This window comes from Candidatus Brocadiaceae bacterium (genome assembly GCA_012728835.1).
Taxonomy (GTDB): Bacteria; Planctomycetota; Brocadiia; order SM23-32; family SM23-32; genus JAAYEJ01.
Window position 1 is genome coordinate 1 of record JAAYEJ010000008.1, and the last position, 24,471, is coordinate 24,471.

Below are 24,471 nucleotides of genomic sequence, written 5' to 3' on the forward strand. Positions count from 1 at the left end.
AGAAGCTCGTTCAGCGGTTCGCCGACATCGCCCGCGGGCGCAGCGATCCCGCATGGGGCAAGCGGCTGCGCGCACGCCGCAAGCAGCTCGAACGCGAGAAGGCCCAGGCCGTGGAGCGGCCGACGCTCGGGCCGTCCGGCATCAAGCCCGACTTCAGGACCGAGGGCAGCCGGGCCGACATCGCCCTGCAACTGCGCGGCTACAGCAAGGCGTTCGGCGAGCGCCGGCTGTTCGACGCTGTCGACCTGCTCGTCTCCTGCGGCGAACGCGTGGCGCTGGTCGGCCCGAACGGCTGCGGCAAGACCTCCCTCCTGCGCGACGTCATCGAGCAGGGCGACTGGCAGAACGCCACCATCCGCGTCGGCCCCAGCCTGACCATCGGCTACTGCGCCCAGCAGCAGGAGGTCCTGCGCGCCGATCGCCGCGTGGCCGACGAGGTCATGTCGCTCGGCGTGGCCCGGCGCGACGCCTACGGCATCCTGGCCCGGTTCCTGTTCAGCCGGGACGACATGAACAAACGCGTCGGCGACCTGTCGGGCGGCGAACGCAACCGCCTGCAGCTGGCGCGCCTCATGGTGGACCGGCCGAACTTCCTCATCCTGGACGAGCCGACCAACCACCTGGACATCCTGGCGCGCGAGGCCGTCGAGGACGCGCTCGGCGACTATCAGGGGACGCTGCTGGTGGTCTCGCATGACCGCTACTTCCTGGACAAGATCGTCGAGCGGGTCGTCGAGGTGCGGGACCGGCGCCTGCATTCCTACACCGGCGGATTCACCGAGTTCTGGGAGGCTCGCCGGCGCATCTCCCGGACCTCCGGCCGGATCGCCACCCGGGCAAAGGTGCGCGAGCGAGCGGCCAGGGGACGGTCCGCGCCGACGGCCGTGCTGGAGAAGCAGATCGGCGAACTTGAACGGGACAAGGTGTCCCTGGAAGGACGGATGGAGAACGCCTTCCGCCACCGCAACCGCCGGGAGGCGCGGCGGCTGGCCGCCGAACTGGAGCAGTTGCAGGAACGCCTGGACCGCCTCTACCAGGAGTGGCTGGCCGCGAGCGAGTGAACGGCCGGCGGCCGGGGGGGCGCAGCGGCAGGGACCCCCGCCCCCCGGCCGGGCGAACACGCGCGGCGTGCCGGAACGGCGCCGGTCACCCATTGAAGAACCGCCGCGAATCGCATATCCTCATGGGAGTCGATTCTGCGCGGACCGCCCGGTGGTCCCGTCCGGGCGATGCTTCGGAGCCGGGGGGGGGCACCGTGTCGTCTGTCCCCGCAAGAAAGTGCACATCTGCCGGCATGGGCCGGGGAACTGACCATTTCAGGGGGAGGACCGGACGTGAAGAAGAAGCTGCTCATTGCGTTCGTGGTCGTTCTGGTCGTCATCGTGGCCGGGGGGCTCCTTGTCTACTCGAATCTGGACAAGATCATCAAGGTCGGCGTCGAGAAGGGCGGCACGATGGTCCTGGGCGTGTCGACGACGTTGGAGGGGGCGACGGTGGACGTCCCGAACGGCACCGTCGGCCTGGACGGCCTGCTGCTCGGCAGCCCGGAGGGCTTTTCAGAGCCCGGCATGTTCAAGCTGGGCCATGCGCACACGACGGTGGACCTCGGGTCGATTCGGAAGGACGAACTGATCATCCGCGAGGTTGTCATCGACGGCCCCGAGATCACGCTGGAGTTCGACGGCACCCGGACGAACTGGGGCACGTTGCTGGAGAACCTGGAGAGCGAGCCGAAGCAGGAGGAGGCCAGGAAGAAGAGCCAGAAGAGCGTGCGGGTGGACCGGATCGTGTTCTCGAACGGCAAGGTGCGCATCGCGGGCGTGCCTGCCGTGGGCGGCGCGACCGTGCCGCTGCCGCGGCTCGAGATCACCGACCTCGCCCCGGCTGACGGCACCGTGCAGACGGTCGGCGGCGTGCTGGCCGACGTAGTCAGGTCGCTCTACACGTCCGTGGTCGGCGCCGCCGGGAGCGTGCTGCCCCTGGAGCAGGTTCAGGCGCTCGGCCAGGAGGCGCTGGCCGTGGCCGGGCAGGCGGCCCAGGCCGCGACGGAAGCCGCCGGAGCGGCCGCATCAGCGGCCAAGGACGCGGCGGGCAGCGCGGCCGAGGCGGCGAAGGACGCCGGGGCGGCCGCCGCCGGCGCGGCAAAGAGTGCAGGCGACAAGGCGACGGGGCTCATCCGCGGCGTCCTGCCCGGCGGCAAGGACGAGCCGGCCGAGGCGGATGGTGCGGACGAAGGAGAGTGAGCAGCCTGCGGCCGCCGTCGGGGCCGCCCACTGCGGAGGAGAAGATCCGTGGACATGAGCGAGATCATCAGCTTCCTGCTGATCGGGATCGTGGCGGGCTGGATCGCCGGCAAGCTGATGAAGGGCCGGGGCTTCGGCCTGGTCGGGAACATGGTCGTGGGCGTGCTGGGGGCCGCAGCCGGCAGCGTCCTTTTCGGACTGGTGGGCCTGAGGAACGACGGCAGCCTGATCGGCGTGCTGATCACGGCCGTGGTCGGCGCGGTCGTGCTCCTGTTCGTCATCGGCGTCCTGCGAAAGGCGTAGCACGCCCGGCAAGCGTCGGCTCGCATGGGAGAGGGGATGGTGCGGCGCAAGGTCGGTCGTGTGGTGCGGTTCCTGAAGGGCGACGTGTGGCGGGTCCGGTCCAGGGACCTGCCGCCGAGCCGTTCGTTCCTGATCCGGCAGGTCCGCATCGTCCTCCTGGCCCTGCGCGGCTTCCGGACGGACCGCTGCAGCCTCCGGGCGTCGGCGCTGACGTACTTCACGGTCCTCTCCATCGTGCCCGCCGTGGCCATGACGTTCGGCGTGGCCAAGGGGTTCGGCCTGGAGGCGATGCTGGAGGAGCGGATCCGCACGGCGCTGCACGGCCAGCCGGAGGTCGCCGACCACCTCATTCGGTTCTCGCAGTCGCTCCTTGAGAGCGCGCGCGGCGGCGTGATCGCCGGCGTGGGCATCGCGGTGCTGTTCTGGACGGTCATCAAGGTGCTCACGCACGTCGAGAAGTCCTTCAACGCGATCTGGGGCGTGGAGGAGCAGCGCCCGCTGCCGCGCCGCTTCGCCGACTACCTGTCCATGATGCTCATCGGCCCCGTGCTGCTGATCGTGTCCGGCGGCGTGACCGTTCTGGTGGCCGGCAAGGTGCAGGGCTTCGTGCAGGGCGTGAGCCTGCTGGGCTTCCTGGCGCCCGTGGTCACGCGGCTGCTGCGGCTGCTGCCCTACTGCCTCGGCTGGGGCCTGTTCGCGTTCGCCTACATCGTCATGCCGAACACCAGGGTGCGGTTCCGATCCGCGCTGCTGGGCGGCGTCGTGGCGGGCACGCTCTACCAGATCGTGCAGTGGGTCTACATCGCCTTCCAGGTGGGCGTGGCGAAGTACAACGCCGTCTACGGGAGCTTCGCCGCCCTCCCACTCTTCCTGGTCTGGCTGCAGCTCAGTTGGCTCATCGTGCTCTTCGGGGCGGAACTCTCGTTTGCGTCGCAGAACGTGGAGACCTACGAGTTCGAGCCGGACTGCCGGCTGGCCAGCCGCTCGTCCAAACGGCTCGTGGCGCTGCGCATCGTCCAGGTCGTCGTGCAGAGATTCGCGGGCGGCCTGAACCCCCTGACGGCCGCCGAGATCTCGCGCCAGGTGGGCGTGCCCATCCGCCTGACCACCGAGATACTGCACGAGCTGGTCGAGGCCCGCGTCCTGTCGGAGACGCCCATCGAGAACGCCAAGGACCTCGCCCACCTGCCCGCCCGCCCGCCGGAGCAACTGACGATCGCGTTCGTTCTGGAGGCGCTGGACGACCGCGGCGGCGACACGCTGCGCCCCGCCGAGTCGCCCGAACTCGAGGAGCTGGCCGACAGCCTCCGCGCGTTCCGCGAGGAACTCCGCCGCTCGCCCGCGAACACGCCCCTTCTGAGGGCGGCGGCCGGGCCGGACGCAGCACGCCCCGCCCCCCCCTTTGCCCCCCGTCGGCCCCGGCAGTAGAATGCGTCCATGGCCAGACAGGAATCAGGCATCGCGGTGGTCGCGCACAACCGGCGCGCCCGGCACGACTTCGTCATCGAAGACAGCTACGAGGCGGGGATCGTGCTCCAGGGCACCGAGGTGAAGAGCCTGCGCGAGGGCACCTGCAGCCTCAACGAGGCCTACGCGCGGCCCAAGGGGGATGAGGTCTTCCTGTTCGACATGCACATCCCCCCCTACGGCCCGGCCAGCCAGTTCAACCATGACCCCAAGCGGCCGCGAAAGCTCCTGCTCCAGCGCCGTGAGCTGGACCGCATCATCGCCCGCTGCACCGAGCGCGGGTATACGCTGGTGCCGATGCGGCTCTACTTCAAGGGCGGCTACGCAAAGGTGCAGATCGGGCTGGCCCGCCGCCGCAAGCACTGGGACGACCGCGACAAGAAGGAGGCCCGACAGCGCCGCAAGGACACCGCCGCCGAACTCGGCCGGCGGGGCCGCCGGTAAGCGGCCGCGCACAGGACCCCACCAGGAGACTCCCCATGACCGACTCCAGGCCGAACATCGTGTATGTGACCGCCCACCCGGACGACTCCTCCAACGCCATGGGCGCCACGGCCCTGCTGCTCAAGGACCGCTACGACGTCCACGTGCTCTGCGCCACGCGCGGGGAGCGCGGCATCCGCGGCAAGACGTACGCTGAGGCGGGCGCCATCCGGGAAAAGGAAGAGGCCGCCGCCTGTGCCCTGATGGGCGCGCAACTGACCTTCCTGGACAGGGTGAACGGCGAGCTCTACGCCGACAAGGCCATCTGCGACATGGTGGCCGGCATCCTGACCGACCTGCGCCCGGCCGCCGTCTTCACCCTGTGGCCGATCAACGAGCACGAAGACCACACGGCCGTCTACGAGATCACCATGAAGGCGCTGCTGCTGTCCGACCTGCGCGGGACGACCGAGGTCTACATGGGGGAGAACGACATCGGCGGCCAGACGAACCAGTTCGTCCCGGACATCTACGTCGACATCTCCGGCGTGATCGAGCAGAAACGGGCGATGGTCGCCTGCCATCGGTCGCAGTACCCGAGCGAGGAGCGCCGGGAGTACATCATCCGGCGCAACGCGATTCGGGGCATGATGGCGCGGTGCCCCTTTGCGGAGGCATTCAAGACGCTCTACCCCGTGACGACCGGCCGCTGGGGCCGCCCGTCGGGGGCGCTCCTCCTGGACCTGTAGGCCGCACCGCGGCCGCCCGGCCGGTTCAGACGTCCGCCCGCTCCAGGTCCAGCCAGGCGCATTCCTCACGCGTCAGTCTGAGTTCCATGGCCGCGACGTTCTCCTCGAGTTCGCGCGGGGCCATGCAGGCGCAGATGGGGAAGACGTTCAGCCCCTGGCTCACGACGAAGGCCATGGCGATCTGGGCGACCGTGACGCCCTTGCGGCGGGCCAGTTCCATCGCGCGGTCGAGCCGGCGGAAGTTGACCTCGTGGCAGAACCCCCTGCGCGTCGCCTCGTCGATCGCGCCGGGGTCGTGTTCGTACGCCTCCCGCGTGATGCGGCCGGCCATGAAACCGCGGGCCATGCTGCTCCAGGCAAACACGGGCATCTGCGTGCGCCGGTACCACGCGCGCGCATCGGCGCCGGCCGCCCCGCCGATGCTCAGGCAGCCCGCCCAGGTCTCCTCGATCTGCTCGGCCAGGCTGTAGTTGGGGCTGCTGGCGACCAGCGGCGTCAGGCCGTGCGCCTCGGCGTATTCGTTCGCCTGCTGCAGCCGCTGATGGGTCCAGTTGGAGCCGCCGAAGGCGCGGATGAGGCCCGCCTCGCGCTCCCTGTTCAGGGCGTCCACGATCGGGCCGACGGGCACGTCCGGGTTGTCGCGGTGCAGCAGGTAGAGGTCGATGTAGTCCGTGCCCAGCCGCTCGAGGGACTCGCGCAGGTCGGAGGCGATGTCCTCCGGTGTGACCCGCTGCCGATTTGTGGGATGCGCGCCCTTCCCGATAATGACCACCTGCCGGCGCACGCCGCGCTCGGCGATCCACCGCCCGAGTGTCCGCTCCGCCTTCTCTCCGTACACGTGCGCCGTGTCGAACGCCGTGGCGCCGCGCTCGAACAGAGCGTCCATCAGCGGGAACGGTTCGCCGCCATCGGGCCGGCGGGCGACCTCGATGCCCATCACCAGACGCGAAACGTCCTTGTCGATGCCCGGTATCCTGCCGTACTGCATGCCCCACACTCCTTCAACTCGGCCCGGAACGGGCAAGCGCCGCGTCCTGCGCCTCCACGAGCGCGGCCAACTCGGCGTCCCTGTCCGGGGCCAGTCCACAGTGGCCCGCGAGCACCTCCCGCAGTCCCTGATGCGTCTGGCCCGTCTCTCGGGCGATCCGAACGGCCGCTGCCAGGCCCGTGGCGAAGGCGACCGGCTCGACGCCCCGGGCGGCGACCGTCCGCAGGCCATAGACGATGCGCTCGCCCGGTTCGAGCTTGCGCATGATCGCGCGCACGCCGCGCGCGATCGGGTCGTTCAGCAGCGGCGACGTGATCCGGCGCAGGATGGCGTCGCAGTAGTTCATGTACTCGCTGCGCCCCAGCGCCGCCCCGTGCCGGGCCTGCAGGGCGGCCCCCGCTTCGTCGATCAGCAGGCGCCGCCCCAGTTCCAGCAGGTCCGGCTGCACGCGAAGCTCCGGGAACGTCTGCACGCCCCGCAGCCGGCCCAGGCAGGCGAGCACAAAGTGGAGCCCGTTGTGCGAGAGCATCTTCACGTCCTCGGACGCCCGGAAGCGGGCGGGCGCCTGGGGCTCCAGGGCGGCTGGCAGGTTGTCCAGGCCGTCCAGAACATGCTCCTGCACGGGAATGCCATAGAACGGCTCGGCCACGACCGCCCAGTCGAGCCCGGGGGCCGGCGGCTGCAGGGGCGGCCGGACGGGCTGGACGATCGTGCACATCCGCCCCATGACCGTGTCGCCGATCAACGGGGCGGCCGCGAACCCGCCGCCCGCCGCCTGCTCGATGGCGCGGCGCAGCCCCGCGGCGATCTCGACGCCGTTCTCGGCACAGGCGATGCGCAGCGGACGACGGGCCGGGCGCTCGGCCGCCGCACGGGACAGCAGCGGCACCAGGCGGTGCAGATTCGACGCGCCGACGGCCGTGATGACCAGGTCGGCGCCTTCCAGCACCCCGAGCACCTCGGGCGTGGTGCGTGCGTCCAGGCAGAGAGCGTCCACGTTGCCGACCCGGACGGTCCGGAGCGACAGCCCGGCCTCGTTGAACACGTAGCACCCGGCCGCGCGCAGCGGGGCCGCCAGGTCGGCCCGGGCCGGCACGTCCACGAAGACGACCGGGGCCTCGGGGGCCAGTTCCGGCCCCAGGAACCCGAGCCCGAGCGCTCCCGCTCCGAAGACGACGCATCTGAAAGACGTGGCTGCCATGGGGACTCCGCGCGCAGCGCAGACGGCGCTATTCGTACTTCTTGACGTCGGGCTCGGGGATCTCGTCCAGGAGCATGCGCACGATATCGACACTGTCGACCGACTCGGCCTGGGCCTGGAAGTTGCACGCGATTCGATGGCGGAGAACGGGGACGGCCACGGTGCGGATGTCGTCGATGGCCACGTTGAGCCGGCCGTCCATGGCGGCCACGGCCTTGGCCGTCAGCACCAGGTGCTGGCCCGCACGGGGGCCGGCGCCCCAGTCGACCATCTCCCGCACGAACGGCGGGGCCGTGTCGGACGACGGCCGGCTGGCGCGGATCAGGGCCGTGGCATAGCGCATCACGTAGGGGGAGGCGACGATCTCCTCCACCAGGTCCTGCATGGCGAGTATCTGCTGGCCGCCGATGACCTCCTCGAGCCGGGGTCGCCGGCCGCGCGTGGTCTCCTCCAGGACGCGCTGCTCCATGGCCTCGTCCGGGTAGCCCACGTGGATGTTGAGCATGAAGCGGTCGAGCTGGGCCTCGGGCAGGGGATAGGTGCCTTCCTGCTCGATGGGGTTCTGCGTGGCGATGACGAAGAAGGGGCGCGGCAGGTCGTAGGTGGTCTGCCCGACGGTCACCTGGCGTTCCTGCATCGCCTGGAGCAGGGCGGCCTGCGTCTTGGGCGGTGTGCGGTTGATCTCGTCGCCCAGGACGATGTGGGCGAACAGCGGGCCGGGCACGAAGCGGAACTCGCGCTTGCCGGTGCTCTCGTCGAGCACGTTCGTGCCCGTGATGTCGCTGGGCATCAGGTCCGGCGTGAACTGCACGCGCCGGAAGGTCAGCGACGTGATCTGCGCCAGCAGGGAGACCATCATGGTCTTGGCCAGCCCCGGCACCCCGACCATCAGGCAGTGGCCGCGGGCGAGTATCCCGGCCAGAAGCTGCCGCAGGACCTCGTCCTGACCGTAGACGGCGCGCGTCAACTGGCCCAGCATCGCCTCCACGTGCACGCTGAACTCGTCCAGCCGTCTGGCGAAGCCGCTTTCTTTGGACGCCACGTCGGGGCACGCTCCGTGTGCAGGTGTGGGGGGGCCTACGGGGTTCGGTCCGACGCCTCCAGCAGTTCGGCAACCGACACCGGCCGGCGCTCCCGGGACGACTGCGCCACGGCCATGGCCGTGGCCAGGCTGACCAGGTTGTCGCGCCCGCTGGTCTCGGGTTCCCGGCCCTCGGCCACCGCCCGCCGGAACTCGGCCAGGACGGCCGCCTGCCCGCTGACGGGCCCCGGGTCGAGTTCCACCTCGCTGTCCGTGTCCGGGTGCGCCGACGGCCGGACGTGCACCCGGCCGTCGCAGAACTCCAGCAGGGCGTCGCGGCATTCCACGGACCAGTGGCCGTCCCACGCCGTCTGCGGCCCGCGCGAGACCCAGCTCCCTTCGTAGACGACCTTCAGGCCGTCCTCGAACTCCAGCAGCGCGGCCGCGCACGCGTCCTCCTCAAACGGGCTCCAGGAGGGCTGCCACGTGCGCGCGTACACCGTCACCGGGTCCCGGCCCGTCAGGGCGCGCATCAGGTCGAAGTGGTGGATGCTCATGTCGCGCACGAGGGGGCGGTCCAGCCGGGCGCGCAGGGCGTCTCGGAAGCTGACCGACCGCGCAAACCGCACGGAGAGGGCCTCGGGCCGGCCGAACTCGCCCGAACGGATGATCCGGCGCATCGTGCGGGCCCAGGGGCGGAAGCGGTAGTTCTGGCTCACCATCAGGGCGCGCCCCGCCCGGCGCGCCGCCTCTACGACCAGACACGCGTGCGGCATGGAGTCGGCCAGCGGCTTCTCGGTCAGCACGTGCAGCCCGCAGTCGAACGCCGCCAGGGCCACCTCGTGGTGGAGGGGCGCCGGCGTGACGATCAGCACGGCCTCGGCCTGGACGGTCCGGAAGGCCTTGCGGAAGTCCGTCAGGCACGCGGACGGACTCAGGCCGGTCGCCTCCCGGGCGGCATCCAGCGTCGCCTCGTCGACATCGACGAGGGCGGCCAGGGAGACCGTGTCGTCGCTCCGGACGCGGGGCAGCCACGTGCGGCCGAACCCGCCTGCGCCCACCTGGATCACCCTCACGGTCGCGCTCCTGAGTTGGCGGAAATGCGCGCGCGATTCTACCCAAGCCTCGCCCCTGTGGCAAGCAGGCAGCGGACTTCCGGCCGGCGGGACGCCTCCCGACGCCCCCCGTCGGGCAGCGTGGCGGTCTCGGCCGCGCGTGCGGGGGCCTGCCGGATCCGGGGCCGGCACTTGCGGCGCCGTGCATATCCCGCTATAATCGTCGAAGATAGGGCGGCCAGGGAGCCGCCGGGGGTTGGAGCGTCGCCAGAGAGAAGGCGAGTTGCGTCGCAGATGGAAAAGGACCGCAAGACGGCAATAGTCGAGCAGTTTCGGACGCACGAGACCGATACCGGTTCGCCGGACGTGCAGGTGGCCCTGTTGACGGAACGCATCAGGGAGCTGACCGAGCACCTGCGAACCCACAAGAAGGACCACGCATCGCGTCAGGGCCTGTTGAAGATGGTCGGGAAGCGTTCGGCCCTGCTGAAGTACCTGATGCGCGAGAATCCGACCCGGTATCGGGGACTGATCGAGACGCTGAAGTTGAGGAAGTGAGGGAAGATAACTCCGGTTGTCCCACCTGCGCAGTCCGTCGGCGCCGGCAGGCGTAGCGCGTTCGACAGAACGCGGACGGTGCGCACTACGCATTCCCCAGAGTCACCTCACTGCCCCGCACCCGCGGCGGACCGGCTGGTCCGGCGTGTGCGCGCGGGGTCTGCGGGTCGTATGGAGGGCGCACCAGGGCTACTTTCCGGCGGCCGAGCCGCTCCCCTGCGCAGACAGCGACGTCATTGGACGTGTGTGCCGAGTCGGGTCGATTTCCGTTTGTCATCCGAGGGATGAGCATTGAAGACGAGAGTGGAGAAAAGGATCGCGGAGCGCGTGTTGAGCATTGAGACCGGCGAGCTGGCCAAGCAGGCCGATGGCGCCGTGCTGGTGCAGTATGGAGATACGGTCGTGATGGCCGCCGTCATGGCAGTGCCGGACGCGCGGGGCGTGCCGTTCTTCCCCCTGGGGGTCGAATACCGCGAGAAGCAGTACGCCGCCGGGCAGTTCCCGGGCGGCATCATCAAGCGGGAGGGGCGCCCGACCGAGAAGGAAGTGCTGACCTGCCGCATGGTCGACCGCCCGCTGCGGCCCCTGTTCCCCGAAGGCTATCACGAAGAGGTACAGGTCACCGCCTGGGTGCTCAGCAGCGACGGCGAGAACGACCCCGACGTGCTGGCCATGATCGCCTCCTCGGCGGCCCTGGCCATCAGCGACATCCCCTTCCACGGCCCCATCAGCGGCTGTCGCGTGGGCCTGGTCAACGATGAGTTCGTCATCAACCCCACGCACGAACAGCGCGACGGCAGCGAGTTGGACATGGTCGTCGCCAGCGTGGCCGACAGCGTGGTGATGGTCGAAGGGGCGGCGCGGGAGATCCCCGAGGACGACGTGGCAACCGCCATTCAGTGCGCGCACGACGTCAACGCCGAGATCCTCGCCCTGATCCGGTCGCTGGTCGATCAGTGCGGCAGGCCCAAGCGGGAATGGGAGCCGCGCGTGCAGTACGACAGGGCGCTCGAAGCGCTGCGCCCCCGTTACGGCGACCGCTTCGTCGAGGCGCATCGGACCTCCGGCAAGCTGGAACGAGCCCGCGCCGTGCGCGCCCTGCGCGACGAGGCGATCGAGGCACTGGTCGACGACGAAGACCCCGAAACCATCACGGGCGGGGAGGTCTACGCGGCATTCGACGCGCTCGAGAACCGCGCCATGCGCGACCAGCTCGTGGCCGAAGGCCGCCGCGCGGACGGACGGGCGCCGAACCAACTGCGCCCCATCTCCTGCCAGGTCGGCCTGCTGCCCCGCACCCACGGATCGGCCGTCTTCACCCGCGGCGAGACGCAGGTCCTGGCCGTCGCCACCCTCGGCACGGTGCAGGACGAGCAGCGCGTGCTCGATCCGCTGGTCGAAGAACCGTCCAAGAAGTTCATGCTCCACTACAACTTCCCGCCCTTCAGCGTCGGTGAGGTCAAGCCCGCCCGCGGCCCGAGCCGCCGCGACCTCGGGCACGGGGACCTGGCCGAGCGCGCACTGGAGCCGATCCTGCCCGACGGCGAGGCCTTCCCCTACACGATCCGGATCGTGTCCGACGTCCTGGAGTCCAACGGGTCCTCCTCCATGGCCAGCGTCTGCGGCGGCACGCTCTGCCTGATGGACGCCGGCGTGCCGATCACCAACCCCGTTGCCGGGATCGCCATGGGACTGGTCAAGGAAGGCGACAAGACCTTTATCCTGACCGACATCGCGGGCGCCGAGGACCACCACGGCGACATGGACCTGAAGGTGGCCGGCACCCAGCACGGCATCACGTCCATGCAGATGGACCTCAAGGTGCGGGGCATCGGCCTGGACCTGCTGCGCAAGGCGATGGACCAGGCCCGCGAGGCCCGGCTGGAGATACTGCGCGCCATGCTGCGCACGCTGCCCCAGCCGCGCGCCGAGATCTCCCCCTACGCGCCGGTGCTCGTGCAGGTCAAGATCGCCCCGGACATGATCGGCAAGCTCATCGGCCCGGGCGGCAAGACGATCAAGGGCCTCGAAGAGAAGTACGAGTGCAACATCGAGGTGGAAGACGACGGCAGCGTCACCGTCTCCAGCGAACGCGGCGGCCGCGCCGCCGAGGCGGCGGAGTACATCCGCATGCTCGGCCAGTCGGTCACCGTCGGGGCCGTCTACGAAGGCACGGTCACCGAACTGAAGGACTTCGGCGCCATCATCGAGCTCTTCCCGGGCGCCGACGGCCTCTGCCACATCAGCCAGCTCGATGACGGCTACGTCAAGGAGGTCTCCGAGGTCTGCAAGGTCGGCGACCGGATGAAGGTGAAGGTCATCAGTGCGGACGATGGCCGGGTGCGGCTGAGCCGCAAGGCCGCCCTGAAGGACGAGGCGGACGCCTGATCCCAGGCGTTCAGGGGCCGCGTCGGGCCGCCGGGCGCCTGCCCTGCGGCCCGTGCCCACCGGCCGAGACGTCGCCGTCCGGGCGGGCGATCCGTGAGCCGCGGTCAGGGGACGCGCACATGGACGACCACGCAAACGTGCTGGTGGCCGCCGAAGACAGCGAAACGGCCCAGGCGGCCGGCCGGGCACTCCAGGAGGCCGGCCACGCCTGTACGGCCGCCCCCGGCCTGGACGCCGGAATCGAGGAAGCCCGCTCCGGCCGCTATGACGTCGTCGTGGTCGCCCTCGAAGCCGCCGGCGAACGAGGCTTCGCCGTCCTGGCCGCCGCCCGCAACGGCAACCCCGACTGCCAGGTGATCGTCATCACCCCCCATGGCCGGGCCGACGAGGCCGTCGCCGCCATGCGCGCCGGCGCCCTCTACTACCTGGAAGCCCCCGTCAATCCCGCCGAACTGACGATGATCGTCGACCGCGCGGTCGAACGCGTGGCCCTGACCCGCGACCGCGCCCTCATGCAGAGCGAACTGACGCGGCGCTACGGGTTCGACAACATCATCGGCAGCAGCCGCCCGATGCAGAAGGTCTTCGGGCGCGTCGCGCAGGTCGCACGCACCAACGCCACCGTGCTGATCCAGGGCGACACGGGCACCGGCAAGGAGCTGATCGCCCGCGCGATCCACTACAACAGCGACCGCCGCCACAACCGCTTCGTGCCCCTCAACTGCGCCGGCCTGGTCGAGACCATCCTGGAGAGCGAACTCTTCGGGCACGAAAAGGGCGCCTTCACCGGGGCCGTCAGCGCGCGCGTGGGCCTGTTCGAATACGCCAACCACGGCACGCTGTTCCTCGACGAGATCGGCGACATGCCCCTGGCCAGCCAGACCAAGCTGCTCCGCGTGCTGGAACACGGCGAGATCGTCCGCGTGGGCAGCAACGAGCCGATCCGCGTGGACGTCCGCCTGGTGGCCGCCACGAACCAGAATCTGCACCAGAGCATCGCGGACGGCACGTTCCGGCGCGATCTGTTCTACCGCCTCAACGTCGTCACCATCCGCCTGCCCGAACTCAGGGAACGCCAGGGCGACATCCCGCTCCTGGTCGACCACTACCTGCGCGAGTTCGCCCGCGCCTACGGCAAGTCCATCCGCACCCTCAAGCCGTCCGTGCGCAAGGCTCTCTACCGCTACGCATGGCCGGGCAACGTGCGCGAACTCCGCAACTGCATCGAGCACATGGTCGTGGCCACCACCGACGACATCCTGGGCGAGGACGACCTGCCCGACTACATGCTCGAACAGGCCGGGGCGAGCCTTGCCGAACCCTCGCTGGCCGCCCTGGCCGGCCAGCCCCTCGAAGAGGTCGAGAAACGCCACATCGCCCGCACCCTGGAACTGGTCGACGGAAACCGGGAGAAGGCCGCCGAACTCCTCGGAATCGGCGAGCGTACCCTCTACCGGAAGATCGAGAAGTACGGCCTCCGGTGACCTCCGGCGTGCGCAAAATGTTCCGACTCTTCGGCCCGCATCTGAAAAAAAGGGACACACGCTTGCCGAGCGACCCCGGATGTGGTAGTCTATGAATAGCGGAACGGCGATGACGAAATCGCCCTAAGTCGCACGCTCATTGATGCTTAGGCAAAACGCGAGAAGAAGAGGTGGCACGGGACAGTGGCTCGTCTTGACACTGGCATGCTCTTTGCTCTATTCTGCATCAGCTGCCTGTCTCTTAGTCACGACGCTCCCACCTAATGATACAGCGTCGTGAGCTGTCGGGTGAGCGCCCCCCTCCCCGACAGCAGCCCCTCTTGCGGGTGGGCTCACCCCAGCCCACCCGCATTTTTCTTTGGCGCGTCCCGCGACCCCCCCACGCCCACCGGCATGCACGGGCATGCCCGCACACGATGGCCCCTTCGTCGTCCTCAAGCCGCCACGGGAGCACCCCGATGGACCGCGTCGTGCTCAGCCTCGAAGAGGTGACCTTTCGCCGCGCCCATGCCCGGGTCCTCCACGGCGTCTCCTGGACGGTCCGCCGGGGCGAGCACTGGGCCGTCCTCGGGCCGAACGGCGCCGGCAAGACGTCCCTGATCATGATCGCCACCGGATACCAGCCCGCCAGCACCGGCCGCGTGTTCCTGCTGGACGGCTACTTCAGCGAGATCGTGCTCCCACGCGCCCGCGAGCGCGTGGCGCTGGTCAGCGCCGCCCTCGGTGACGTGATGCTCAAGCACCGCGGCGCCACAACGGGCCTGGAGGTCGTCCTGAGCGGCCGCTATGCGTCCCTGGGCTTCTACGCACGCCCGGAGCCGGAGGAGATGGAAAGGGCCCGCGCCGTCCTGCGCCGCATGGGCCTCGAGCACCTGGCCGACGTCCGATACAGCCTGATGTCCACCGGACAGCGCCAGCGGTGCCTGATCGCCCGCAGCGCCATGGCCGACTGCGAACTGGCCATCCTGGACGAGCCCTGCGCCGGGCTGGACGTGGCCGCCCGAGAGGACCTGCTGGCCGCCCTGGAGGCCGCCTGTCGCGAACGCCCCCACGTGCCCCGTGTGCTCGTGACGCACCACCCGGAGGAGATCGTGCCGAGCATCTCGCACGTGCTGCTGCTGCGCAGCGGACGGTCGGTCGCCGCCGGACGCAAGGAGGACGTGCTGACCGAACCGAACCTGGAGGCCACCTTCGGCATCCCGCTGCGCCTCGTGCGCGAACGCGGACGCACGTGGATCATCCCGCGCGGGGGTGACGGGCGCCCCTGCCCCGAGCCGGACCCACCGCGGCCCGGGTAGGCGCCCGGACGCCTTTCACTCCTGCCCGCCGCCCTCCCACTCGGTCACGCCGAAGCGCGCCATCCCGTCCCCCGCCGCGGCGGGCTTACGGTTCCTCGGTCGGGTAGTCCAGGAGTGCCACGACGCGGCGGCCGGCGAGCTTCTCGCGGCCGGGCAGGAAGCTCAGCTCCACCAGGAAGGCGCAGGCGACGACCTCGCCGCCGAGTTCCTCCACCAGGTCGCAGCAGGCGGCGGCCGTGCCGCCGGTCGCCAGCAGGTCGTCCAGCACCAGCACCCGCTGGCCGGGCCGGATCGCGTCGCGGTGGACCGTCAGGGTGTCGGTGCCGTATTCGAGTTCGTAAGACCGCTCCACGGTCTCGGCGGGCAGCTTGCCGGGCTTGCGGACGGGCACGAACCCCGCGCCGAGCCGGCAGGCGACGGCCCCGCCGAAGATGAAGCCGCGGGCCTCGGCGGCCATCACGACATCGACCTGTTCGCCGGCAAACGGCTCGGCGAGGGCGTCGACGGCCGCCTGGAACCCGCTGGCATCCTTGATCAGTGTCGTGATGTCGATGAACACGATCCCGGGCTTCGGGAAGTCGGCGATCTTGCGGATGCGGCTCTTCAGATCCATGTGTTCTCCTTCGTTAGGGCTGGTCCGACACCTCACCCCTGGCCGCCAAGCGCTTCCTTCAGCTTGCCCAGGGCTTCCTTCTCGATCTGCCGGACGCGCTCGCGGCTCAGGCCCATGCGGCGCCCGGCGGCCCGCAGCGTCAGGGGGCCGTCCTCGCCCAGTCCGAAGCGCAATGACAGTATGCGGGCCTCCCGCTCATCGATGGCCTCCAGAACACCGCGCAGGGCCTCCATCTCCATGCGCTCGAACACGAGGCGGTCGGGCCGGTCGGACTCCGGGGCGGCCAGCATGGCGGCCAGGGACATGTCCGACTCAGGGCCGTCGCCCAGGTTCTCATACAGGCTGGCGGGCTCCGCCGCAAGGGCCCTCTGCAGGAACAGCGCCCGCGGGCCGCTGAGGGCCATCTCGTCGGCGAGTTCCTCCATGGAGGGCTCCCGCCCGAGCCGGCCCTGAAGCTCGGCCTGCGTCTGCTTGGCCCGGGCCACGATGTCCGCCATGTAGGCGGGGATGCGGATGGTACGGGCGCTGGAACGGACGGCCCGGCGGATGGCGCGGCGGATCCACCACGTTGCGTGGGTGCTGAAGCGCACGCCCCGCTCGGGGTCGAACCGGTCCACAGCGTGCAGAAGGCCGAGGTTGCCCTCCGCGATCAGGTCCGTCAGCTCCACGCCCCGGCCGGCATACTCGCGCGCGATGCTGACGACGAGGCGGAGGTTGGACAGGATGAGCCGTTCGCGGGCGCCGGCATCGCCGTCCCGCCGGTGGGCGACGGCCAGCTCGCGCTCACGGTCCTTGGTCAGAAGCGGGTGGGCGGCAACCTCGCGCAGGTAGGCCGCCAGTGCGGACTCCTGTCCCTCCGGCCGCATGGCACACCCCCTCCCGGCTCGGGCACGCACAGGCCCCGAAGGCGTCCGCTCCCGCGACGGTGCGGAAGCGGACGCTCGGGCACTCGGCACTGCTGCGGACGCCGAGGCGGTCGCTTGCGTCAGACCCCCTCGGTCCGTCCGGGTTCATCCTCCTCGCCCGGCTCATCGACGACGGTTTCGGACTCACCGCCTTCGCAGGTCTCGTCCTCGACCCCGTCGGCCAGGGCTTCGAGTTCCTCCGTGAGGAAGGAATCGTCCTCCTCCGGGTCCTGCTCCTCGGCCGTTTCGGACGGCGCAGCCTCCGGCGCCTCCTCGTGCCGGGACACAACGCTCAGCGGGATGTTCAGACCGGTGGCGGGCCGTGCGGCCGGCCCGACGCCCTCGCGTCCCCGCTCGAACTGCGGCGCCTGCGACATGGCGTCCTGCACCATCTTGGCGGGGTCCTCGGCCTCCTCCAGCTGGTCGCTGCGGATGACGATCCTCGGGGCGCCCTCATCCTCGACGGGGCCGTCGGTGCGCAGGCTGAGGCCGATCTTGCGTGCCTCGGCATCGACGCGGATGACGCGCACGTCGAGCACGTCGCCGACGTCCACGATCTCCTCCGGAGACGGGATCTTCTTCTCGCTCAGCTCGCTGACGTGGAGCAGGCCCTCCAGGCCTTCCTCGACCTCAACGAAGGCTCCAAAGCTGGTGAGCTTCGTGACACGGCCGCGCACCAGGTCGCCGGACTGGTAGCGGGACGGGATGTCCTGCTCCCAGGGGTCCGCCTCGAGCTGCTTCAGCCCCAGCGCGACGCGCCGCTTGGCCGGGTCGACCTCCAGCACGACGGTCCGGACCGTCTCGCCCTTCTGCACGACCTCCGACGGGTGCGAGACCTTGCGGGTCCAGGACATGTCGCTGACGTGGAGCAGACCGTCGATACCCTCTTCGATCTCGATGAAGGCACCGTAGCTGGTCAGGTTGCGCACACGGCCGACCACCTCGGTTCCCGGCGGGTAGTTCTTCTGGACCAGCTCCCAGGGGTTCTGCTCGGTCTGCTTCATCCCCAGGCTGATCTCCTCCTTCTCCTTGTTGATGCCCAGCACGACCACGTCCACGGCGTCGCCGATGGCCACCACCTCGCTGGGGTGATTGATGCGGCGGGTCCAGGACATCTCGCTGATGTGCACGAGCCCCTCGACGCCCTCCTCGATCTTCACGAAGGCCCCGTAGCTCATCAGGTTGACGACCTCGCCGCTGACCTCGGCGCCGACCGGGTACTTCTGCTCGATGTTCTCCCAGGGGCTGGCCGTCTTCTGCTTCAGCCCGAGGGCCACCTTCTCCTTCTCCACGTCCACGTTGAGGATCATCACCTCGATCAGGTCGTCGATGGCGACGATCTCGCTGGGATGGCTGATGCGACCCCAGCTCATGTCCGTGATGTGCAGCAGACCGTCGATGCCGCCCAGGTCGACGAACGCGCCGAAGTCGACGATGTTCTTCACCTTGCCCGGGCGGATCTGGCCCTTGGCAAGCTGCCTGAGCATGCGCGCCTTCATGATCTTGCGCTGGTTCTCGATGAGCTGCCGGCGCGAGACGACGATGTTGCGGCGGTCTTCGTCGACCTTGAGGATGCGGCAGGTCAGCTTCGTGCCGATGTAGTCGGCAATCTCGCCCGGCCGCCGGATGTCCACCTGACTGGCCGGCAGGAAGACGGGCACGCCGATGTCCACGAGCAGGCCGCCCTTGATCTTGCGCATGACGGCGCCGGTGACGACGTCGCCCTCGTCGTAGCGGGCGACAACTCGCTCCCAGTTCCGAATGCGGTCGGCCTTGCGCTTGGAGAGCTGCACCAGGCCCGCATCGTCCTCGATGGCCTCCAGCAGCACCTCGACGACGTCGCCGACCTTCGGCTCCTCACGCTCCCACTCGTGCCGCGGCACGGCTCCTTCGCTCTTGTAGCCCACGTCCACCATCACTTCGTCGCCGCTGACACCGATCACGCGGCCCTCCAGGATGGTGTCCAGGCTGTAGTCCCTGACCGATTCGTCCAGGCTCTTCTCGAGCTCCTCCGCCGTCAGACTGCGCAGGGCCTGCTGTAGCTCCTTCTCGATCCCCTCGGGATCGATACCGAATTCTCCAAGAATGTCGCGTCGAGCCATGTTACACCTGGGTACGTAGAAAAAGTTGTCGTCTGTGGCACACAGCCACGGGCGAAACGCCGGAAGCCGCCGGAAGCGGCCGCCTCCGCCCGACAGAACGGCAGGCCGTCATTGCGCCGGCACCGGGTCCAGGCCCAGATACAGCCGCAGAAAGGCCCGAAGCCGACGGACCTCGGCACGCAATCGCGCCGTCAATTCGTCCGGATCCACGCCGCGCGAAACCATCGGCTCCCCGTAGGCCACGGCGGTGCGCCCGGTGCGCGGCAGCACGCGCGAGGCCGGCCAGGCCTCCCGCGCGCCCGCCACGGCCACCGGCAGCACCGGCACGCCCACGCGCGCGGCCACGGCGGCCACGCCGCGCTTGAACGGCCCCAGAGAGCCGTCGCGCGTGCGCGTCCCCTCCGGGAACATCAGCAGCCGCTGCCCCTTCCGCAGCAGCGTCAGCATCAGCCGCAACGACTGGCTGTCCACCGCGTCCCGGCTGACCGGCCGGGCACCGACGGTATGGATGAGCTGGCCGAACACAGGCACCCGGAACAGGCTCCGCCGCGCCAGGTAGTAGATCGGCACGGGCAGCCCCATGCCGACCAGCACCGGGTCGAAGAAGCTCTCGTGGTTCGAGGCGATCAGCAGGCCGCCCCGGAACCGGCGCAGGTCGGGCACGTTGAAGTGCCGCGGCCGCAGCCAGGCCGTCATCGGGGCGCGAACCACCACGACCCCGACCGAGCGAGTCGCCCAACTGACGCGTCTGCCGAGGTCCACGGCCCGGTGCCACCGCTGCTAAGAGAGCCCCGGCAGCAGCCCGCGCCGGGAGATTTCGGCCGCCATCACCTCGACGACCTCGTCCACACTCATCCGTGTGCTGTCAATCCAGATCATCTCGTCGGTGCGCCGCAACGCCCCGACAGGCCGGGTGCGGTCGCGATCGTCGCGGCCGGCCACCTGCCGCATCACCTCGTCGGCGCTCAGGGGGCAGTCGGCCCGCGCCATGTCCGCCAGACGGCGCCGCGCCCGCTCCTCGAGCGAGGCGTCCAGGTAGAACTTCACGTCGGCATCCGGGAACACCTCCGTGCCCTGGTCGCGGCCCTCGGCCACCAGGTCGAACCGCGTTCCCAGCCGGCGCTGCTCCTCGATCAGCGGCCTGCGCGCGGCCGGCAGGTCGGCGACGTGGTAGATGCTCTCGGTCACCTCGGGGGTGCGGATCGCCTCCGTCACGTCGCATCCCTCGCAGATCACCCGCAGGCCGTCTCCGTCCGGCACCAGCTCGATACGCACACCCGCCGCCACGGCGGCAACGGCCGCCGCGTCCGCCATGTCCACTCCGGCCTGCAGCGCCTTCCAGGTCGCCGCACGGTACATCGCGCCCGTATCCAGGTAACGGAACCCCAGACGCCGCGCAAGCCGTCGCGCTACGGTGCTCTTGCCGGCGGCCGCCGGCCCGTCCACAGTGATCACCAACGGCCCGGTCCTCGCGTGGCTGGACAACGGCGGGTCGCATGGCGCCGGAACGGTACCGGCCCACACGGGCATCCCGGAACGTCACTATACCCGACCGGGCGCGGCCGCGCAACCGGACAACGCGCGCCTCGGCCGCGCGCCTACGCGTGCGCGCGCGCCTACGCCTGCGCGTCGTCCTGGCGCGCGGCACGCCTGGCCACCTCGTGCAGCCGCCGGCGCACGCACGCCACGGCCTCGGCCGGGTCGTCGGTCAGCTTCATGATATCGATGTCGCCGGGGGCGATGTAGCCGCCCCCGAGCGGCTGGACCTTCAGCCAATCCAGGAGCCCCTGCCAGTAGGAGCGCCCGACCAGCACCACGCCGAAGTTCGGGTTGCGCTTCGTCTGCACCAGCGTGAGGGCCTCGAACATCTCATCCAGCGTCCCGAAGCCCCCGGGGAGCAGGATGAAGCCGACCGAGTACTTCAGGAACATCACCTTGCGCACGAAGAAGTAGTGGAACTCCAGCATCTGGTCGGTGTAGGGGTTCGGGGCCTGCTCGTGCGGCAGCTCGATGTTGAGCCCGACCGAGATCCCCCCGCCCTCGCGCGCGCCGCGGTTGGCCGCCTCCATGATGCCGGGGCCCCCGCCGGTGATGACCGTGATGCTGCTCTCGGCCAGCAGGCGGGCCGTCTGCCGGGCCACGTCGTACCAGGGGTCGCTCTCCGTGACCCGCGCCCCCCCGAAGACCGAGACCGCAGGACCGAGCCGCGACAGCTCCTCGAAGCCCTCCACGAACTCGCTCATGATCCGGAAGACACGCCACGTGTCCGTGCCCGTGAACTCCCGCGTCTGCCGCGAGGCGTCCAGCAGCTCGAAATCGGCCCGCACGCTGCGCGTGCCGCTGCGCGGCGCCCTCACCGGCCTCCCCGACGAACCGTCCCGACCGCTTCCACCCATATGCACAGATCCCCTGAAAATTGGCCTTCATGCGATTCTAAGGCCGCGCGGTCTCGCGATGCAACGCCGCCCGGCGATCGGGCGGGGAATCCGCGACGGGTTTCGTTTGACACGCTTCCGTTTTCCGATATAACCACGGGAGGAACTGAGGAACGACCCCGCAGATCGGCCGGGAGGCAGAAACGATGAGCGACGAAGGCCTGGAAACGTTCGAAGTGTCCGGCCCGCCGGAACCCGAACCGAAGCGCAGACCCAGCGCGGAAAGGAGAGCAGGAGGAATGGCTGACGGACGATTCCTGTGCGTCACGGTCGTGGATCACAACGCCGTCATCGAACAGACCGGCGAACAGTCCTACATCAACATGCGCATACCCGTCGCCCTGGCGGAGCAGGCGCTCCGGATGCTGCCCGAGGGCAAGCTCGGCGGAATCGACCCCCAACTGATCGTCGAGATGATCCAGGAAGGGGCCAGCGGAGAGCTCATTAATCTGAGCGAAGAGAAGAAGACCATCTCCATCCGCGTGGAATAGACGGCTCGAAGCCCGGGGCCTCCGCCGGCCGGAGGCCCCGCAGGCGGCCGGTTCAAGCCGCGAGGCGAACCCGCAGGTTCGCCTCTGTGCCATACCCTCACCGGAAGCGCACGCCGGCGTTCACCTGGGCCGCAAGCAGCGGCGCCGCCCACTCGTTCAGCCGCCGTACCATGTCGTCCCGGCCCGGCAGCAGCCGCTCCTCCCGCGCGAACGCCCGCGCCCGCACCTCCAGTTGCCTCTCCAACTCGGCGCGCACGTCCCGCTTCGAAAGCTGGTCCCTGAGCGCGATCAGCCCGCTGCGCTTGCTGAACAGCGTCAGCGAACCCGTGTCCACGGCCACCTTCAGCACCTCCGGGTCCGGCACCGTCACCACGACCGTACCGTCCTGCCACGCCAGCGCGTCCGGCCCGATCCGCGCAAGGTCGATCCCGCAGAAGAACTCCACGGTCCCGATCAGCACGCTCTCGCGCCAGCCCATGAGCAGGCTGCCCTCCTTGAGGCTCACGTCCAGGCGCGTCACGACGCGGTCCGTCACCAGGAACAGAAGCTGCTCCTGCCGCAGGAACTCCATCGTGGCGTCCTGCACCGTGTGCCACTCGAACGGCGCCGCACGCAGCTTCACCAGCCCCCTGGCGGCCACCGCGCCGAAGGCCAGCAGCACCACGACCCCCACGACCCGCAGCAGCCCCCGCAGGCCGAACGTCGACGCACGCGGCTCATTCGGCGTGCCCATGCCCCCCCCGGCTCAGCAGGAGACCAGACGCAGAGCCATGTAGACGCACAACACGACGAGCAGGATGATGCCGGCCCATTTCATCCCGGCCAGGTCCCTCCCAGGCAGGCGGTCAGTCGCTCCAGCGGTCGCAGCAGACGACCTCGTCGAAGGCCTTGCGGCCACGCGGGCCGGGCCAGGCCGCCGGATACCCCAGCGGCATCAGCTCCACGACCTGCACCGAGTCCGGAATGCCCAGGATCCGGCGCACCGCGTCCTGGCTGAACGCCCCGACCCAGCAGGTCCCCAGCCCGACCGCCCGCGCCGCCAGCGCGATGTGTTCGAGCGCAATCGACAGGTCCACAAGGAAGCTCGGGTGCCCGCACGACATCACGTGGTCGTGCGACGTCGCGCACGCCGCAATGACCACGGGCGCGTCCCCGACGAACGCCTGCCCGTTGGCCGCCTCGGTCAACTGCCGCCGCAGCTCGGCGTCCCGGACGACCACGAACTTCCACTCCTGGAGGTTCCGCGCAGACGGCGCCAGCCGGGCCGCCTCGAGCACGCGGCGCACCTTCTCGTCCTCCACGGGACGGTCGGCCCAGGCCCGCACGCTGCGACGCAACTCGATCGCCTCGAACACGTCCATGTGACACCTCTCTGCTCTGTATGCAAGCGAGCACGGTCGAACACGTTGGATTATACGGGCGGGCCGAAGGCACCGTCAAACCGGAGCGGCCCTGACCGCGGTGGCCCCCGGCGCGTCGATCCGCGTATAATGCCCCCCGGAACCCACGGGAGGAGCCCGGATTGCTCTCCGCGCTGATCTGCTTCATCGCCGCATCGGCCGCCGCTGCCGCCACGCCCCCCGTCGAATGCCGCCGCGTCGCCTGGGGGGCCGAGAGCGGCCTGCTGGTCTCGGTCGACGCCGGGACCGTCGTGCTCCTTCAGGACGGCCGTCGGACGTCGCACCCGCTGGACGCCTTCCGCGATCTGGTCCTGGCCCCCGTCTCCGAGCCCCCCCTGCCGCCCCCTCTGACCGTTTGGACGGCCGGCGGCCACCGCCTGGCGGTGCGTCGCGTCCGGACCGAACCGGCGCCCGGCGGGGCTCTGACGCTGCTCGGATACGGGTGGCGTGCCGAGGGCATGCCCCTCGGTTCGCTCCGGGGCCTTGCAACCCGCGCCGCCCTGCAGGCGCCGGCGGAGGACCGCCGCGCATTCGAGGCCGCGATGGCAGACCCGCCGACGGGCCATGACCTGCTGAGGGCGGAGCGCGGACCGCATGGCCAGGTCCTGGCCTGCACGGTGGAGGCCCTGGGAGAGGACGGTGTGGAGTTGACGATCGGCGGCGGCCGCCGCCGCTCCCTGGGGTGGGACGCCGTGGGATGGATCGTGCTCGGCCCGGTGGGCGACCGGGCGCCGGCGCCCGTCCACCGGGTGCTGCTGGCCGACGGCACGGCGGTTCCGCTGGACGCCTTCGAGCTGAGGGGCGGGCGGCTCAGCGGCCTCGGCGCCGGCGCGCGATGGACGATCGAGGCCGCGCGCCTGGCGCGGGTCCGTGTCGCGTCCGAACGCCACCGCTGCCTGAGCGACCTTCAACCGGCCCGCGTGGCCACGACCCCCCTGCTGGACGTCGTCTGGCCCCCCCGGTTCGACGCCTCGGTCGCAGGGCCTCCGCTGCGGATGGGCGGTGAGGCGTTCTCGACGGGCATCGGGATGCACGTGCGCACGGAGATGGAGTTTGCGCCGGACGGGGACTACACGCACCTGTGCGCCCTCGTCGGGGTGGACGACGCCGCCGGGGCCTCGGGCGCGGTGGTCTTCCGGGTGGAGGCCGACGGCCGCGCCGTCTTCCGGAGCGATGCGCTGCACGGCGGGGACGCCCCGATCGCGGTGACGGCGGACATCGCCGGCGCACGCCGGGTGACGCTGATCGCCGAGTCGGCCGACCCGACCGCCCTGAGCGGCCAGTTCGCGGACTGGGCGGAGGCGCGGTTCGTCCGCGCCCCGTAGCCGGGCGCGTTCGGCCCGTGCG

General features: G+C 70.2%; 24 protein-coding genes. 12 read left to right on the plus strand and 12 right to left on the minus strand.

Going from position 1 to position 24,471, the window contains the following annotated elements; genetic code table 11:
• The 6 genes from GXY85_00775 to GXY85_00800 form a co-directional block, all read left to right on the plus strand.
• On the plus strand, nucleotides 1-1,061 hold a 1,061-nt coding region (locus GXY85_00775), incomplete at its 5' end, for an ABC-F family ATP-binding cassette domain-containing protein (GenBank protein ID NLW49361.1).
• A 273-nt stretch (nucleotides 1,062-1,334) separates the two neighbouring features.
• Nucleotides 1,335-2,243 carry an AsmA family protein gene (locus GXY85_00780; GenBank protein NLW49362.1) on the plus strand — a complete coding sequence of 303 codons (909 nt, stop codon included), beginning with the start codon at nucleotides 1,335-1,337 and terminating at the stop codon, nucleotides 2,241-2,243.
• Nucleotides 2,244-2,297: 54 nt separating this feature from the next.
• A complete protein-coding gene (locus GXY85_00785; GenBank protein NLW49363.1) occupies nucleotides 2,298-2,546 on the plus strand; it encodes a GlsB/YeaQ/YmgE family stress response membrane protein in 249 nt (82 codons plus the stop codon).
• Between the two features lie 39 nt (nucleotides 2,547-2,585).
• Nucleotides 2,586-3,974 carry a YihY family inner membrane protein gene (locus tag GXY85_00790; GenBank protein ID NLW49364.1) on the plus strand — a complete coding sequence of 463 codons (1,389 nt, stop codon included), beginning with the start codon at nucleotides 2,586-2,588 and terminating at the stop codon, nucleotides 3,972-3,974.
• A 9-nt stretch (nucleotides 3,975-3,983) separates the two neighbouring features.
• The gene (gene smpB, locus GXY85_00795) at nucleotides 3,984-4,457 is read left to right on the plus strand and encodes an SsrA-binding protein SmpB (GenBank protein NLW49365.1); all 474 of its coding nucleotides are present in this window, start codon (nucleotides 3,984-3,986) and stop codon (nucleotides 4,455-4,457) included.
• A 35-nt stretch (nucleotides 4,458-4,492) separates the two neighbouring features.
• Nucleotides 4,493-5,185 carry a PIG-L family deacetylase gene (locus GXY85_00800; GenBank protein NLW49366.1) on the plus strand — a complete coding sequence of 231 codons (693 nt, stop codon included), beginning with the start codon at nucleotides 4,493-4,495 and terminating at the stop codon, nucleotides 5,183-5,185.
• 25 nt (nucleotides 5,186-5,210) lie between these two features.
• Here the strand turns inward: GXY85_00800 and GXY85_00805 are convergent, their stop codons facing one another.
• The 4 genes from GXY85_00805 to GXY85_00820 all read right to left on the minus strand — a co-directional run bounded on the left by GXY85_00805 (nucleotide 5,211) and on the right by GXY85_00820 (nucleotide 9,471).
• Nucleotides 5,211-6,173 carry an aldo/keto reductase gene (locus GXY85_00805; GenBank protein ID NLW49367.1) on the minus strand — a complete coding sequence of 321 codons (963 nt, stop codon included), beginning with the start codon at nucleotides 6,171-6,173 and terminating at the stop codon, nucleotides 5,211-5,213.
• Between the two features lie 13 nt (nucleotides 6,174-6,186).
• The gene (locus GXY85_00810) at nucleotides 6,187-7,374 is read right to left on the minus strand and encodes a hypothetical protein (GenBank protein NLW49368.1); all 1,188 of its coding nucleotides are present in this window, start codon (nucleotides 7,372-7,374) and stop codon (nucleotides 6,187-6,189) included.
• Between the two features lie 28 nt (nucleotides 7,375-7,402).
• Nucleotides 7,403-8,353 (minus strand): MoxR family ATPase, encoded by a 951-nt coding sequence (locus GXY85_00815; protein ID NLW49369.1) that lies wholly within the window; start codon nucleotides 8,351-8,353, stop codon nucleotides 7,403-7,405.
• Between the two features lie 98 nt (nucleotides 8,354-8,451).
• On the minus strand, nucleotides 8,452-9,471 hold the full coding sequence (locus tag GXY85_00820) for a Gfo/Idh/MocA family oxidoreductase (GenBank protein ID NLW49370.1): 1,020 nt from the start codon (nucleotides 9,469-9,471) through the stop codon (nucleotides 8,452-8,454).
• Nucleotides 9,472-9,744: 273 nt separating this feature from the next.
• Here GXY85_00820 and rpsO point away from each other — a divergent pair, with 273 nt between their 5' ends.
• From rpsO to GXY85_00840, 4 genes are all read left to right on the plus strand, one after another.
• On the plus strand, nucleotides 9,745-10,008 hold the full coding sequence (gene rpsO / locus GXY85_00825) for a 30S ribosomal protein S15 (protein ID NLW49371.1): 264 nt from the start codon (nucleotides 9,745-9,747) through the stop codon (nucleotides 10,006-10,008).
• A gap of 291 nt (nucleotides 10,009-10,299) precedes the next feature.
• Nucleotides 10,300-12,396 carry a polyribonucleotide nucleotidyltransferase gene (locus tag GXY85_00830; GenBank protein NLW49372.1) on the plus strand — a complete coding sequence of 699 codons (2,097 nt, stop codon included), beginning with the start codon at nucleotides 10,300-10,302 and terminating at the stop codon, nucleotides 12,394-12,396.
• Between the two features lie 119 nt (nucleotides 12,397-12,515).
• Nucleotides 12,516-13,880 (plus strand): sigma-54-dependent Fis family transcriptional regulator, encoded by a 1,365-nt coding sequence (locus GXY85_00835; GenBank protein ID NLW49373.1) that lies wholly within the window; start codon nucleotides 12,516-12,518, stop codon nucleotides 13,878-13,880.
• Between the two features lie 458 nt (nucleotides 13,881-14,338).
• On the plus strand, nucleotides 14,339-15,178 hold the full coding sequence (locus tag GXY85_00840) for an ATP-binding cassette domain-containing protein (GenBank protein ID NLW49374.1): 840 nt from the start codon (nucleotides 14,339-14,341) through the stop codon (nucleotides 15,176-15,178).
• An 85-nt stretch (nucleotides 15,179-15,263) separates the two neighbouring features.
• Here GXY85_00840 and GXY85_00845 read toward each other — a convergent pair whose 3' ends face one another.
• The 6 genes from GXY85_00845 to GXY85_00870 all read right to left on the minus strand — a co-directional run bounded on the left by GXY85_00845 (nucleotide 15,264) and on the right by GXY85_00870 (nucleotide 21,194).
• Entirely contained in the window at nucleotides 15,264-15,791 is a 528-nt protein-coding gene (locus tag GXY85_00845; protein ID NLW49375.1) for an adenine phosphoribosyltransferase, read from the minus strand.
• A gap of 32 nt (nucleotides 15,792-15,823) precedes the next feature.
• A complete protein-coding gene (locus tag GXY85_00850) occupies nucleotides 15,824-16,657 on the minus strand; it encodes an RNA polymerase sigma factor RpoD/SigA (protein ID NLW49376.1) in 834 nt (277 codons plus the stop codon).
• A 119-nt stretch (nucleotides 16,658-16,776) separates the two neighbouring features.
• Complete coding sequence (locus tag GXY85_00855; GenBank protein NLW49377.1) at nucleotides 16,777-18,798, minus strand: 30S ribosomal protein S1; 2,022 nt, start codon at nucleotides 18,796-18,798, stop codon at nucleotides 16,777-16,779.
• Nucleotides 18,799-18,906: 108 nt separating this feature from the next.
• Nucleotides 18,907-19,560 carry a 1-acyl-sn-glycerol-3-phosphate acyltransferase gene (locus GXY85_00860; GenBank protein NLW49378.1) on the minus strand — a complete coding sequence of 218 codons (654 nt, stop codon included), beginning with the start codon at nucleotides 19,558-19,560 and terminating at the stop codon, nucleotides 18,907-18,909.
• An 18-nt stretch (nucleotides 19,561-19,578) separates the two neighbouring features.
• Entirely contained in the window at nucleotides 19,579-20,256 is a 678-nt protein-coding gene (locus GXY85_00865) for a (d)CMP kinase (GenBank protein NLW49379.1), read from the minus strand.
• A 158-nt stretch (nucleotides 20,257-20,414) separates the two neighbouring features.
• Complete coding sequence (locus tag GXY85_00870; protein NLW49380.1) at nucleotides 20,415-21,194, minus strand: TIGR00730 family Rossman fold protein; 780 nt, start codon at nucleotides 21,192-21,194, stop codon at nucleotides 20,415-20,417.
• 278 nt (nucleotides 21,195-21,472) lie between these two features.
• Here GXY85_00870 and GXY85_00875 point away from each other — a divergent pair, with 278 nt between their 5' ends.
• Entirely contained in the window at nucleotides 21,473-21,724 is a 252-nt protein-coding gene (locus GXY85_00875; protein NLW49381.1) for a hypothetical protein, read from the plus strand.
• Between the two features lie 97 nt (nucleotides 21,725-21,821).
• Here GXY85_00875 and GXY85_00880 read toward each other — a convergent pair whose 3' ends face one another.
• On the minus strand, nucleotides 21,822-22,457 hold the full coding sequence (locus GXY85_00880) for a DUF4230 domain-containing protein (GenBank protein NLW49382.1): 636 nt from the start codon (nucleotides 22,455-22,457) through the stop codon (nucleotides 21,822-21,824).
• 112 nt (nucleotides 22,458-22,569) lie between these two features.
• Nucleotides 22,570-23,085 carry a nitroreductase gene (locus tag GXY85_00885; protein NLW49383.1) on the minus strand — a complete coding sequence of 172 codons (516 nt, stop codon included), beginning with the start codon at nucleotides 23,083-23,085 and terminating at the stop codon, nucleotides 22,570-22,572.
• A 161-nt stretch (nucleotides 23,086-23,246) separates the two neighbouring features.
• Between GXY85_00885 and GXY85_00890 the strand changes: the two genes are divergently transcribed.
• Complete coding sequence (locus GXY85_00890) at nucleotides 23,247-24,449, plus strand: hypothetical protein (GenBank protein NLW49384.1); 1,203 nt, start codon at nucleotides 23,247-23,249, stop codon at nucleotides 24,447-24,449.
• Nucleotides 24,450-24,471 lie beyond the last annotated feature (22 nt).

Excerpts from the sequence above, each read along its gene's own strand:
- rpsO (NLW49371.1), top strand. The coding sequence starts at position 9,745 with ATGGAAAAGGACCGCAAGACGGCAATAGTCGAGCAGTTTCGGACGCAC.
- GXY85_00870 (NLW49380.1), bottom strand. The coding sequence starts at position 21,194 with ATGGGTGGAAGCGGTCGGGACGGTTCGTCGGGGAGGCCGGTGAGGGCG.
- GXY85_00810 (NLW49368.1), bottom strand. The coding sequence starts at position 7,374 with ATGGCAGCCACGTCTTTCAGATGCGTCGTCTTCGGAGCGGGAGCGCTC.
- GXY85_00845 (NLW49375.1), bottom strand. The coding sequence starts at position 15,791 with ATGGATCTGAAGAGCCGCATCCGCAAGATCGCCGACTTCCCGAAGCCC.
- GXY85_00815 (NLW49369.1), bottom strand. The coding sequence starts at position 8,353 with ATGCTGGGCCAGTTGACGCGCGCCGTCTACGGTCAGGACGAGGTCCTG.
- GXY85_00855 (NLW49377.1), bottom strand. The coding sequence starts at position 18,798 with ATGGCTCGACGCGACATTCTTGGAGAATTCGGTATCGATCCCGAGGGG.
- GXY85_00850 (NLW49376.1), bottom strand. The coding sequence starts at position 16,657 with ATGCGGCCGGAGGGACAGGAGTCCGCACTGGCGGCCTACCTGCGCGAG.
- GXY85_00880 (NLW49382.1), bottom strand. The coding sequence starts at position 22,457 with ATGGGCACGCCGAATGAGCCGCGTGCGTCGACGTTCGGCCTGCGGGGG.
- GXY85_00800 (NLW49366.1), top strand. The coding sequence starts at position 4,493 with ATGACCGACTCCAGGCCGAACATCGTGTATGTGACCGCCCACCCGGAC.
- GXY85_00885 (NLW49383.1), bottom strand. The coding sequence starts at position 23,085 with ATGGACGTGTTCGAGGCGATCGAGTTGCGTCGCAGCGTGCGGGCCTGG.
- GXY85_00805 (NLW49367.1), bottom strand. The coding sequence starts at position 6,173 with ATGCAGTACGGCAGGATACCGGGCATCGACAAGGACGTTTCGCGTCTG.
- smpB (NLW49365.1), top strand. The coding sequence starts at position 3,984 with ATGGCCAGACAGGAATCAGGCATCGCGGTGGTCGCGCACAACCGGCGC.
- GXY85_00835 (NLW49373.1), top strand. The coding sequence starts at position 12,516 with ATGGACGACCACGCAAACGTGCTGGTGGCCGCCGAAGACAGCGAAACG.
- GXY85_00875 (NLW49381.1), top strand. The coding sequence starts at position 21,473 with ATGGCTGACGGACGATTCCTGTGCGTCACGGTCGTGGATCACAACGCC.
- GXY85_00785 (NLW49363.1), top strand. The coding sequence starts at position 2,298 with ATGAGCGAGATCATCAGCTTCCTGCTGATCGGGATCGTGGCGGGCTGG.
- GXY85_00840 (NLW49374.1), top strand. The coding sequence starts at position 14,339 with ATGGACCGCGTCGTGCTCAGCCTCGAAGAGGTGACCTTTCGCCGCGCC.